Origin of the sequence: Azospirillum sp. TSH64 (assembly GCF_003116035.1) — a bacterium.
In the GTDB taxonomy this organism is placed as follows: Bacteria; Pseudomonadota; Alphaproteobacteria; order Azospirillales; family Azospirillaceae; genus Azospirillum.
On the sequence record NZ_LGQW01000015.1, the window covers coordinates 3,007,984 to 3,020,104 of the forward strand.

General features: G+C 67.6%; 8 protein-coding genes (1 of these 8 cut by a window edge). 3 read left to right on the plus strand and 5 right to left on the minus strand.

Annotated features, from left to right (window positions below; genetic code table 11):
* Window positions 1–2: 2 nt before the first annotated feature.
* The 4 genes from TSH64_RS15165 to TSH64_RS15180 all read right to left on the minus strand — a co-directional run bounded on the left by TSH64_RS15165 (window position 3) and on the right by TSH64_RS15180 (window position 6,705).
* The gene (locus TSH64_RS15165; RefSeq protein WP_109446077.1) at window positions 3–320 is read right to left on the minus strand and encodes a CcdB family protein; all 318 of its coding nucleotides are present in this window, start codon (window positions 318–320) and stop codon (window positions 3–5) included.
* Window positions 320–559 carry a type II toxin-antitoxin system CcdA family antitoxin gene (locus TSH64_RS15170; protein WP_109446079.1) on the minus strand — a complete coding sequence of 80 codons (240 nt, stop codon included), beginning with the start codon at window positions 557–559 and terminating at the stop codon, window positions 320–322. Before TSH64_RS15170 ends, TSH64_RS15165 begins: the two co-directional genes overlap by 1 nt.
* A 143-nt stretch (window positions 560–702) precedes the next feature.
* A complete protein-coding gene (locus TSH64_RS15175) occupies window positions 703–2,328 on the minus strand; it encodes a fumarate hydratase (protein WP_109446081.1) in 1,626 nt (541 codons plus the stop codon).
* A 258-nt stretch (window positions 2,329–2,586) separates the two neighbouring features.
* On the minus strand, window positions 2,587–6,705 hold the full coding sequence (locus TSH64_RS15180; RefSeq protein ID WP_109446083.1) for a Pls/PosA family non-ribosomal peptide synthetase: 4,119 nt from the start codon (window positions 6,703–6,705) through the stop codon (window positions 2,587–2,589).
* Window positions 6,706–7,428: 723 nt separating this feature from the next.
* Here TSH64_RS15180 and TSH64_RS15185 point away from each other — a divergent pair.
* Together TSH64_RS15185 and TSH64_RS15190 are read left to right on the plus strand one after the other, a co-directional pair.
* On the plus strand, window positions 7,429–8,208 hold the full coding sequence (locus TSH64_RS15185; RefSeq protein WP_247872949.1) for an SDR family oxidoreductase: 780 nt from the start codon (window positions 7,429–7,431) through the stop codon (window positions 8,206–8,208).
* Between the two features lie 52 nt (window positions 8,209–8,260).
* Window positions 8,261–9,541: an MFS transporter gene (locus TSH64_RS15190; protein WP_109446085.1), complete on the plus strand. Its 1,281-nt coding sequence runs from the start codon at window positions 8,261–8,263 to the stop codon at window positions 9,539–9,541.
* Window positions 9,542–9,548: 7 nt separating this feature from the next.
* On the opposite strand, the gene TSH64_RS15195 is transcribed toward TSH64_RS15190, so the two are convergent.
* Window positions 9,549–10,031 carry an Lrp/AsnC family transcriptional regulator gene (locus TSH64_RS15195; RefSeq protein WP_109446087.1) on the minus strand — a complete coding sequence of 161 codons (483 nt, stop codon included), beginning with the start codon at window positions 10,029–10,031 and terminating at the stop codon, window positions 9,549–9,551.
* A 133-nt stretch (window positions 10,032–10,164) separates the two neighbouring features.
* Between TSH64_RS15195 and TSH64_RS15200 the strand changes: the two genes are divergently transcribed.
* Window positions 10,165–12,121 carry the 5' portion of a transketolase gene (locus tag TSH64_RS15200; protein WP_109446089.1) on the plus strand. 455 nt of this gene lie beyond the right edge of the window, so only the first 1,957 of its 2,412 coding nucleotides appear in the window; it begins with the start codon at window positions 10,165–10,167; the stop codon falls past the right edge of the window.

Here is a 12,121-nt window from a genome sequence, read left to right on the forward strand (position 1 = left end):
ACTCATCCCCAGGCACGGGAAATCAAAAGGTCGATGGCGGCGATGATGCGGTCGCTGTCGTCGGCGAGGCAGCAGACCCTCTCGCCGAGTTGGTCCATCGGAACGGAGGCGAGCTGAAGCGGGTTCAAAACGACGCCATGGCCCTCGATCTCGAACTTCGGGGTCAAGGAGGGTTCCGTGCACTGGAGCTTGTCAGCCAGCAGCAGCGGCGCGACCACCCTGCGTGCCGATGCGTCGAAACGCTGTGACTGGACGATCACCAGATACGGTATGCCCGAACGCGTTGCTGTTCGGTTCCGATGAACATCGAATTGAGCCATCACAGGTGATCGAGATGTTCATCGGCGAAGGAGCCGTATCTGGCGTCGAACTCGTTCAGCGCCTTGATCGTGGCATCCAGGCGACGCTCACGATCCGCCTTCGCCACCTCGTCGGCCAGCATCTTTTCGACTCGTTCCGACAGGTCGCCGGGAAGGGACTGGGCGCGTTGCAGGATATCCTCGTCCAGCGACAAGGTGATGTCCCGCTTCGGCGCACGCCGGTCATAGACACCGTCCATTGCACAGTCCTTCCCGATCCCGATGCCCCGATCCCGATGCGATGAAGATAGGCGCCCCAGGTGCCATCCCGCAAGCGGGCAGGGAAAAGGGCGCGGTGCCTTCCTGCAAGGCGCCGCGCCCCTTCACGTCCTGTCAGACAGGGTCAGGCGAGCTTCAACTCCTTGAAGAAGTCGTTGCCCTTGTCGTCGACGATGATGAAGGCCGGGAAGTCCTCCACCTCGATGCGCCAGATGGCTTCCATGCCGAGTTCGGGATACTCGACGCACTCCACCTTCTTGATGCAGTCCTGGGCCAGACGGGCGGCGGCACCGCCGATGGAGCCGAGATAGAAGCCGCCATGCTGCTTGCAGGCCGCCGTCACTTCCGCACTGCGGTTGCCCTTGGCCAGCATGACCATGGAGCCGCCCGCCGCCTGGAACTGGTCGACGAAGCTGTCCATGCGGCCGGCCGTCGTCGGCCCGAAGGAGCCCGAGGCGTAGCCTTCCGGCGTCTTGGCCGGGCCGGCATAGTAGATCGGATGGTTCTTGAAATAGTCCGGCAGCGGCTCGCCGGCGTCCAGGCGGGCGCGCAGTTTGGCGTGGGCCAGATCGCGGGCGACGATCAGCGGGCCGGTCAGCGACAGGCGGGTACGGATCGGATACTGGCTCAGCGTGGCGCGGATCTGCTCCATCGGCTGGCTCAGGTCGATCCTTACGACGTCGCTCGACAGATGCTCGTCACCGATCTCCGGCAGATACTGGGCCGGATCGGTCTCCAACTGCTCCAGGAAGATGCCGTCCTTGGTGATCTTGCCCACCGCCTGACGGTCGGCCGAGCAGGACACGCCGATGCCGATCGGCATGGAGGCGCCATGGCGCGGCAGGCGGATGACGCGGACGTCGTGGCAGAAATACTTGCCGCCGAACTGGGCGCCGATGCCCATGTTCTGGGTCAGCTTGTGGACCTCGGCCTCCATCGCCAGATCGCGGAAGGCGTGCGCGTCCTCGCCGCCCTCGGTCGGCAGATTGTCGAGATAGCGGGCCGAGGCCAGCTTCACCGTCTTCAGGTTCTGTTCCGCCGACAGGCCGCCGATGACGATGGCGAGGTGGTAGGGCGGGCAGGCCGAGGTGCCGAGATAGCGGATCTTGTCTTCCAGGAACTTCAGCAGCCGGTCGGGCGCCAGAACCGACGGGGTGGCCTGATGCAGGAAGGTCTTGTTGGCCGACCCGCCACCCTTGGCCATGAACAGGAACTTGTAATAGTCCTCGCCCTCGGAATAGATGTCGATCTGCGCCGGCAGGTTGTTGCGGGTGTTCTTCTCCTCATACATGGAGATCGGCGCAAGCTGGCTGTAGCGCAGGTTGCGCTTCAGGTAGGCGTCGCGGGCCCCTTCCGACAGGGCGGTCTCGTCACCGCCCTTGGTCCAGACGCGGCGGCCCTTCTTGCCCATGATGATGGCGGTGCCGGTGTCCTGGCACATCGGCAGGGTGCCGGCGGCGGCGATGTTGGCGTTCTTCAGCAGGTCGAGCGCCACGAAACGGTCGTTGGCCGACGCTTCCCCATCGTCCAGGATCTTGGCGAGCTGGGCCAGATGGCCCGGCCGCAGCAGATGGTTGATGTCGGAGAAGGCAGCCTCGGCCAGCAGGCGCAGACCTTCCGGCTCGACCTTCAGGATCTGCTCGCCGTCGAACTCGACGACCGAGACGTGATCCGAGGTCAGCTTGCGGTAGGTCGTGTCGTCCTTGGCGAGCGGAAACAGGCCGCGGGCTGAGGCGATGTCGTCGGGCATTGGGGCGTTCCTTCATGACGATCCAACGGCCGCCGTTCGCCTCCGCAGGGCACAAGGCCCGGCCGTGCGCGCGAAGGGGGCAGGCCGCGCTCGGCCCCCCTTATACACCGCTCCCGCGCGGAGACAACCACCGGCAGGAGTAACAGCGCGCGACGGTTTGTCGTCAGATGACTGAAGGGCCGAAGACAGGCAAAAGAAAAGGCCGGTACACCGCAATGGTAATACCAGCCTTTTCTTCCACTCACTGACGCCGGCTGTTTACGCCGCCGCCCTCACCCGCTTGTCGACCGTCGCATGGGCCTGCGGTGCCGGTTCGGCTGGAGCGCCCACCCACTCGCCGTGGGCGGGGATTTCCTCGCCCTTCATCACAAGCGTCAGCGGGCCCAGGCGGGCGAAGTCGCCGACATGGGTGTCATAGAGCACCGTGGCGCCGGCCCCGACGGTGACGCCGGTCCCGACCGACACCCGGCCGACCTTCATCACACGGTCCTCGTACAGGTGGGTCTGCAAGGCCGACAGGGCGTTGATCGCGCTATAGTCGCCGACCGACACGCAGTCGAACTCGGTGATGTCGGTGGTGTCCATGTAGACGCCCTGGCCGAACTTGGTGCCGAACAGGCGCAGCACCCAGGGCAGCATCGGCGTGCCGCGCAGATGGTCGAGCAGGACCTTGCCGGCCAGACCCCAATACAGCACGGCAACCGCCTCGGTCCGCATGGCCCACCAGGACCACATCGGCTTCATGGTCGGGGCGTAGCGGCCCATCAGCAGCCACTTCACCAGCGCCACCACCAGCACCATCGCCACGGGGATGGCGACGCTGACCGCCAGGAACTGCCAGGCGAAGGCGCCCCAGCGCTGGTCGAGGATGGCGGGGGCGAAGAACTCCACCGCGAAGGTGCCGAAGGTGATGAACAGCATCGACGGCATCGACAGGCTGAACGCCTCGAACACGGCGCGTCCCAGACGGCGGGCGCGCGACGGCTCGAAGGTCCAGTTGGCCGACACGTTGTCGAACTTCTGGCGCACCGGCAGCTTGATCGGCGGGCTGCCGAACCAAGTGTCGCCGGCTTGCATCTCGGCGTTCGCCGGCGGCTTGGACTTGATGCCGATCAGCGTGCCGGTGGGGATGGAGGCGCCCGGCGGCACCACGGCGTCGTTGCCGACGAACACGCGGGCCTCGGTCTTCACCGGCTGCAGATGCATCCAGCCGCGGCGGATGTCCTCGTCGCCCAGCACCACCTCGTCGGCGATGAAGCATTTCTCGCCGATCTCCACCAGATCGTAGCGGCCGGCGAGGTTGGTCGAGATCTCGGCGTCGCGGCCGATCTTGGCACCCATCAGGCGGTACCAGGCCCGCATGTAGACGGTGGCGTACAGCGAGCTGAGGGTTTCCAGCATCACCTCGGTCGCCAGCGCCACGACCCATTTGCGGACGTAGAACCAGCTGTGGACCGAGTAGGAGCCGGCCTCCACCTTCGGCAGCACGATCCAGCGCATGGCGGCGATCAGCAGCACGGTGAAGGCCACCAGGAACATGGCGGTCGGCCATGCGATGGCGGGGACATAGTAGAGGTAGTTGACCTTGAACACCCCGCCCATCCAGGCGTCGAGCTTGTCGAACAGGTAGAAGGCCGGGAAGATCGGGATCAGCGCCACCGGCGGCAGGCCGACCAGGGCGACCAGATAGATCAGCGTCTGGGCGGCGCGCTTGACGATGCCGGCGCGCGGCTCCTCGGGAAGGGCGGCGCGGTCGACGGTGCCGACCTTGCGGGCGGGCGAACCGTCCCACTGCTCGTAATCGCCGGTATGGGTGCCGGCGGCGAGCGCGGTCAGGTCGGCCAGCTCGGTGCTCTTGCCGACGACGGCATCATGGCCGATGACGCAGGAAGTGCCGATATAGGCGTCGTCGCCGATCTCGATGGTGCCGATCACCAGCTCGTTGCCGATCACCTCGGCATTGGCCATCTTCACCTTGCCGCCGGTCGAGGCGCCGCGGCCGATGCTGACCAGATCGATGGCGCCGGATTCGAACTCGCCGATCATCGCATCGGCGCCGACCTTGGCGCCGAGCGCGCGCAGGAGCAGCCGCATCACCGGCGACCCCTGGAACCATTTCAGGTGGACCAGCGCGATGAAGCGCTGGGCCAGCCACCAGCGGTAATAATAGACGCCCCACAGCGGGTAGCGGCCCGGCTTGGTCCGGCCGATGATCAGCCATTTCGCCGTGACGGCGATGGCGACGGTGGCGATGTTGATGACGACGTAGACGCCGAACATCGTGGTGATTTCGCCGAGGATCCCGGCATCCTCGCCCGACAGCAGCATGTAGCTGACGAACACGCCAAGCCACTGCACCGTCATCAGCGCCAGGATGATCGGCAACGCCGCGGCCTGAGCCAGTCCGCACAGCAGCCGGCGGGCCAACGGCGGCGGATCGAAGGACAGGTCGGCCGGCTTGGCGCCGTGCCCCGCCGGCGCCTTGGCATCGAGCCGTTCGGCCATCGCCCGCAGCGTGCGGGCGCCATAGACGTCCTGGAGGGTCAGGCCGGACAGCCCGGCGGTCTCGCGCACCGCCGAAACGAAGCGCGCCGCCAGCAGCGAATGGCCGCCCAGGTCGAGGAAGAAGTCGGCCTCCAGCGGGATCGACTGGCCGGGGAAGACACGGCGGGCGGCCTCCAGCAGCGTCGCCTCGGTCGGGCTGCGCGGCTCCTCCTGCTCACCCGCACCGGCATCCTCGGTCAGGGCCATCGCCTGGAGCGTCTTGCGGTCGGCCTTGCCGGAGGTCAGGCGCGGCAGTTCCGCCACCTGTTCATAGTGCGCGGGCACCATGTAGGCGGGCAGCTGCGCCCGCAGCGCGTCGCGCAGCGCCGTCTTGTCGAGGGAGGCGCCCGGCTGCGCGACCAGGAAGGCGACCAGACGGTCGAGGCCGTTGTCGGTACGCAGGACCACCGTGGCCTGGGCGATGCCGGCCAAGTCGGTCAGCTTCGCCTCGATCTCGCCCAGCTCCAGCCGGAAACCGCGGATCTTCACCTGATCGTCGATGCGGCCATGGAAGCGCAGGTTGCCGTCGGCATCGACGCTGACCGCGTCGCCGGACCGGTAGAGCAGGGGATCCGGATGTGGGCTTGGCGTACCGGAGCGGAACGGGTTGGCGATGAACTTCTCCGCCGTCAGCTCCGGCCGGCCGAGATAGCCCTGGGCGACGCCGGGGCCGCCGATCAGCAGCTCGCCCTGGGTGCCGGGGGCCACCGGCTGCAACGCCTCGTCCACCACATAGCAGGTGTAGTTGGGGATCGGACGGCCGATGGTGACGGGGGTGTCGGGATGGACCTCGGCCACCGTGGCGACGACGGTCGCCTCGGTCGGGCCGTAGCTGTTGAACAGGCGCCGGCCCGGCCGGCACCAGCGCGACGCCACGGCCGGCGGGCAGGCCTCACCGCCCAGGATGACGACGCGCAGCGAGGGAATGTCCTTCGGCAGCATCGCCAGCAGGGTGGGGACGGTGTCCAGCACGGTGACGCCGGCCTCGGTCAGCACGTCGGCCAGCCGGTCGGCCTCGTCCAGCACTTGGCGGCTGGCGACCCACAGGGTGGCGCCGGCCAGATAGGGGACGAAGATCTCTTCCAGCGACAGGTCGAAGGCCACCGACGCGCCCTGGAACGCCACGTCGTCGGCGGTGATGCCGTAGACGCTGTTGGCGGCGCGCAGGTAATGGCAGATGTTGCGGTGGCTGATGACGATGCCCTTGGGCTTGCCGGTCGAGCCCGAGGTGTAGATGGCGTAGGCCGGGCTGTCCGGCGTCACCCCGTCGGCCCGCAGGTCGAACGGCTCCTCGCTGTCGCTCAGCACATCGCCGATGCGCAGGACCTGGACATCGGCGCCGCTTGCCGCCAGCGTCGCCGCCTTGGTGCCGGTCACCAGATCGATCAGGATCGCCGGGGCGGCGCAGTCGGTCAGGCTGACCGCCACGCGCTCCGCCGGGGCATCGGCGTCGAAAGGCAGATAGGCCGCACCGGCCTTCAGGATGCCCAGCAGCGCCACATGCAGGTCGAGCGACCGCGCCATCCACAGCCCGACGAAGCAGCCGGGGCCGATCCCGCGCGCCCGCAGGCCGCGGGCGACCCGGTTGGCGCGCGCGTCCAGCTCGGCATAGGTGACGCGCCGGCCTTCATAGACGATGGCCGTACGGTCCGGATGCGCCGCAGCGGTCGCCTGCGGGATGTCGGACAGCAGTTCGTCCCGCAGAAGGGACGGGTCGACCCGGCCGCTCAGCGTTGGGACCGTCGGAGTTGCGGTCCACGGAGCGGAGATCGTCGATTGACCGGCCGGGGAAACATCGGTCGGGCCGTTGGCCCGCGCAGTCAGCAGAGTCACGCTGTGTCAGCCTTCCAAAAGGAATCAGCGCGGTGGCGCCAAACGGACCCGATCGGCATACGGTCCCGGCGGTCGGCTGAACGCGGCAATCGGCCGCTCTCAAGTTGTGGCGCTTTATGGTTAACGAATGCTTGCTGCTCGGCTTGCCGGCACCCGTACCGATGGGAGATGACAAGTCTTGGGCTGCCCAAGCGCTGCGAAAGCAACATTCGCCCAACCGAAAGAAAGTGGAAGACCCGACGGCGCCGGATACATGCGGTTACATGAACGGGCATGGTCGCGCCTTCATGATCCGTTGCGCGGCAAGGGTCAAGCTTATCCTTGTGAACCTGAATCGAAGGGTAGGGTCCTGTGTCGGGGCCATCACATGCCCTGCCGAAGGACCCGCGGACCGGTGATTTGCGGCGTGGTGGATGCCATGCGCAGTTCCGGTTGCCGCTGTTGGGCGGCGTCGCAACCAAGACCAGAATAAGCCTCCCGACTGGGTGGGCGTTCACGGTCCGTCGCCGCCTGTTCCCGCGGTTCCCGTCCGTTCCGCGCAGATGTGGTGTCGATTGCGGCGTTGCGCCATTCGGGCGGCGCATGGCTGGGGCTCCGGGAAACCGGGCTCGTCCGTCTTTTTCATTATGGACATCATCAAAATCAAAATTGATTATGATCGTCATCAATGGCGCCCGGCACCGGCCGGCGCGCACAAGCCGGACCCAAGGACAGGAGAGGGCCATGAGCGTTGCGATGAACACGACCGGTGCGGACATGAGCGGGCGGGTCGCCCTGGTCACCGGCGGCACGTCGGGGATCGGGCGGACGACGGCGCTGGCCTTTGCCGGTACGGGGGCGACGGTGATCGTCACCGGCCGGCGCGAGGCGGAGGGGCTGGAGACGGTGGAGCTGATCGGCCGGGCCGGCGGCATAGGCCAGTTCGTGGCCGCCGATGTGGCCGACGGGGCGGAGGTCGCCGCCCTCTTCGAGCGGATCGAGCGCGACCACGGCCGCCTCGACGCTGCCTTCAACAATGCCGGCATCCATCAGGTCGCTCCCGTCACCGATATGGACGAGGCCGACTTCGACCGCGTCCTGACCGTCAATGTGAAGGGCGTCTGGCTTTGCCTGAAGCATGAACTGGCGATCATGCGCCGTCAGGGCCGCGGCGCGGTGGTCAATACCGGGTCGGTGCTGGGGCAGATCGGCATGGCCGGCAACGCTGCATATTCCGCCAGCAAGGCGGCGGTGGAGGGGCTGACCCGCACCGCGGCCATCGAGGTCGCGTCCTTCGGCGTGCGTGTCAACGCCGTCTGCCCGGCGATCATCCAGACGCCGATGACCCAGGCGTCCTTCGGCGGTGCCGAGCAAGTGGAGGCGGTGATGGGGCCGCGCCATCCCGTCGGCCGTGTCGGCCGTCCGGAAGAGGTCGCCGCGGCGGTGCTCTGGCTCTGCTCCGACGCCGCCGGCTTCGTCACCGGCCAGTCGATCAACATCGACGGCGGCGTGACCGCTCAATAACCGGCTCCACCAACAGGGCCCATAGCAAGCCAGTCCCCGGAGACCCCAGCCGATGCTGTCCACCCCCCTCGCCGCCGCCCTGGCGCGGCGCGACATCCATTATGCCTGGGTCGTTGTCGCCGTCACCTTCCTGTCCATGCTGGTGTCGGCCGGGGCGGTCGGCGCGCCCGGCGTCCTGCTGCTGCCGCTCCAGCGGGAATTCGGCTGGGACACCGCCGACATCTCCACCGCCATGGCGATCCGCCTGCTGCTGTTTGGGCTGATGGGGCCCTTCGCCGCCGCGATGATCAACCGCTTCGGCGTCCGCCGCATGGTGCTCTCCTCGCTGACGCTGGTCGGCGGCGGGCTGCTGGCTTCGCTGGCGATGCGGGAGGTGTGGCAACTGATCCTGCTGTGGGGGTTCGTCGTCGGCTTCGGTACCGGCCTGACCGCCATGGTGCTGGGCGCCACCATCGCCACCCGCTGGTTCGTCGCCCGCCGCGGGCTGGTGATCGGGCTGCTGACAGCCAGCTCGGCCACCGGGCAGCTGGTCTTCATGCCGCTGCTGTCGATGCTGACGGAGGCCTATGGCTGGCGCACCGCCATCGCCCTGCTGTGCGGTTTCATCGCCGTGGCCGCCCTGGCGATGCTGGCGCTGATGCGGGACCGCCCTGCCGACCTCGGCCTGTCCGCCTTTGGCGAGGTCGGGGCCGCGGCTCCTGCCGCCCCGGCCGGCGCCATCCTGCCGGCCGCGCTGGGAGCGTTGCGCGACGCCGCGGGGACGCGGGCCTTCTGGGTTCTGTTCGCGACCTTCTTCATCTGCGGTGCCAGCACCAACGGCCTGATCCAGACCCACCTGATCCCGCTCTGCGTCGATTTCAGCGTGCCGGAGGTGCAGGCCGCCGGTCTTCTGGCCCTGATGGGCATCTTCGACTTCGTCGGTACCGTCGGGTCGGGCTGGCTGTCCGACCGCTACGACAACCGCTGGCTCCTGGTCTGGTATTACGGCCTGCGCGGTCTGTCGCTGCTCTATCTGCCCTATTCGGACTTCACCCTCTACGGCCTGTCGGTCTTCGCCGTCTTCTATGGGCTGGACTGGATCGCCACCGTCCCGCCGACCGTGCGCCTGACCGCGGAGCGCTTCGGCCGGGAACGCGCCAATCTGGTCTTCGGCTGGATTTTCGCCGGCCACCAGCTGGGCGCCGCCACGGCGGCCTTCGGCGCCGGCCTGTCGCGCACCGCGCTGCAGAGCTATCTGCCGGCCTTCGCCACCGCAGGCGCGCTGTGCCTGCTCGCGGCGGTGCTGGTTCCGCTGGTCGGCAGCCGCGCCAAGCCGGTGGCGGCAGCGGACTGATGCGGCCTCATTCCCCCAGATGCTCCAGCGGCAGGGCGGTGCGGTAGCGCACCTGTTTCAAGGCGAAACTGGAGCGGATGTTGGCGACGCCGGGGATGCGGGTCAGGTGCTCCTTCAGGAACCGCTCATAGCTGGCGAGGTCCGGCACCACCACCCGCAGCAGGTAATCGGCGTCGCCGGTCATCAGGTAGCATTCCAGCACCTCCGGCCGCGCCATCACCGCCGCCTCGAACCCATCCAGCCGCGCCTCAACCTGCCGTTCCAGGCTGACGCTGACGAAGATGTTGACCGGCAGGTCGACGGAGGCCGGATCGACCAGCGCCACATAGCGGGCGATCACGCCCGCATCCTCCAGCGCCTTGACCCGGCGCAGGCAGGGGGAGGGCGACAGGCCGACCCGCTCCGCCAGTTCGTTGTTGGGCAGCCGGCCGTCCTGCTGAAGGGCGGACAGAATCTTGCGGTCGATGCGGTCGAGGGGCTGTTTTGGCATGAGATGCCGTTTCCCGTTTTATCCTGGCATCCGATGCTAAAACGCAACCGCGACCGGCGCCACTTCGCAAGCATCTGCCGGATCACAAATGATAGGCTGCTCCAATCATAAACCTGCGTTTGGGAGCAGACCCATGACCGCGAACCAGCCGTCCCCCGCCGATCTCGCCTGCCTGGCGGAGCTGGAGCGCAAGGTCCTCTGGCTTGCGTCCTGGACCATCCACAACGCCAACCATGTCCGCCCCAACCTGGACGGGATGAAGATCGGCGGCCACCAGGCCTCCAGCGCCTCGATGGCGACCATCCTGACGGCGCTCTATTTCTCGGCCCTGCGGCCCGAGGACCGGGTGGCGGTGAAGCCCCATGCCAGCCCGATCTTCCATGCCATCCAGTATCTGCTGGGCAACCAGACCCAGGAGAAGCTGGAGAATTTCCGCGGCTACAAGGGCGCCCAGTCCTACCCGTCCCGCACCAAGGATGTGGACGACGTCGATTTCTCCACCGGCTCGGTCGGGCTGGGGGTGGCGCAGACCCTCTTCGCCTCGCTGGTCCAAGATTACCTGAAGGCCAAGGGCTGGGCGCCCGGCCTGCCGGAAGGCCGCATGGTCTCGCTGGTCGGCGACGCCGAGATGGACGAAGGCAACATCTTCGAAGCCCTGCAGGAGGGCTGGAAGCATGGCGTGCGCAACACTTGGTGGATCGTCGACTACAACCGCCAGAGCCTGGATGCGGTGATCCGCGAAGGGCTGTGGGAGCGGCTGGAGAACATCTTCCGCGCCTTCGGCTGGGACGTGGTGATCCTGAAATACGGAACCCTGATGCAGGAGGCGTTCACGGAGCCGGGCGGCGAGCGGCTGCGCCACTGGATCGACACCTGTCCCAACCAGCTCTATTCGGCCCTGACCTATCAGGGTGGAGCGGCATGGCGCCGTCGCCTGATGGACGATCTGGGCGACCAGGGCGACGTCACCCGCCTGATCGAGCGCCGCAGCGACGAGGAGCTGGCCCGGCTGATGGGCAATCTCGGCGGCCATGACCTTCCGTCGCTGCTGGAGGCCTTCGCCCGGGCCCGCACCCACGACCGGCCGGTCTGCTTCATCGCCTACACCGTCAAGGGCTTCGGCCTGCCGCTGGCCGGTCACAAGGACAACCATTCCGGCCTGCTGACCCGCGAGCAGATGGACGGCTTCCGCACCGCCAACAAGGTTCGCGCGGGTCATGAGTGGGACCGCTTCGAAGGACTCTCGCTGCCGGACTCCGCCCTGGAGGATTTCCTGCGCCGCGTTCCCTTTGCACAGAAGGGGCGCCGCCGCTACGAGGCACCGGCGGTCGCCGTGCCGGCCGCGCTGGCGGTGCCGACGCAGAAGAGCCTGTCGACCCAGGCCGCCTTCGGCCTGATCCTGAACGAGATCGGACGGGAGCGCTCGCCGCTGGCCGAGCGCATCGTCACCACGGCCCCCGACGTCACCGTGTCCACCAACCTCGGGGCCTGGGTGAACCGGCGCGGGCTGTTCGCCAAGAGCGAGTTGGCCGACCTGTTCAAAAAGGAGCGCATCCCCTCCACCTACAGCTGGGAATTCTCACCGAAGGGCCAGCATCTGGAGCTGGGCATCGCCGAATCCAACCTGTTCATCCTGCTGTCGGCGCTCGGCCTGTCGCACAGCCTGTTCGGGGAGCGGCTGCTGCCGATCGGCACCGTCTACGACCCCTTCATCATGCGCGGCGCCGACCAGTTGAACTACGCCTGCTACCAGGATGCCCGCTTCATGCTGGTGGCGACCCCGTCCGGCATCACGCTGGCGCCGGAGGGCGGGGCGCACCAGTCCATCGCCACGCCGCTGATCGGCATGGCCCAGGATGGGCTGGCCTATTTCGAGCCGGCCTTCGCCGATGAACTGGCGGTGGTGATGCGCTGGGCCTTCGACTACATGCAGCGGGACGGGGAGGGCGCCCCCGGCGAGCGCAACTGGCTGCGCGACGAGACCGGCGGTTCGGTCTATCTGCGCCTGTCGTCCCGCGCGCTGGAGCAGCCGACCCGGGCGATGGACGAGGACCTCGCCCATGACATCGTCGATGGCGCCTATTGGCTGC

What these genes read in the sequence shown, in the direction of transcription:
- TSH64_RS15165 (WP_109446077.1), bottom strand. Translation starts at nt 320, where the DNA reads ATGGCTCAATTCGATGTTCATCGGAACCGAACAGCAACGCGTTCGGGC.
- TSH64_RS15170 (WP_109446079.1), bottom strand. Translation starts at nt 559, where the DNA reads ATGGACGGTGTCTATGACCGGCGTGCGCCGAAGCGGGACATCACCTTG.
- TSH64_RS15175 (WP_109446081.1), bottom strand. Translation starts at nt 2,328, where the DNA reads ATGCCCGACGACATCGCCTCAGCCCGCGGCCTGTTTCCGCTCGCCAAG.
- TSH64_RS15185 (WP_247872949.1), top strand. Translation starts at nt 7,429, where the DNA reads ATGAGCGTTGCGATGAACACGACCGGTGCGGACATGAGCGGGCGGGTC.
- TSH64_RS15190 (WP_109446085.1), top strand. Translation starts at nt 8,261, where the DNA reads ATGCTGTCCACCCCCCTCGCCGCCGCCCTGGCGCGGCGCGACATCCAT.
- TSH64_RS15195 (WP_109446087.1), bottom strand. Translation starts at nt 10,031, where the DNA reads ATGCCAAAACAGCCCCTCGACCGCATCGACCGCAAGATTCTGTCCGCC.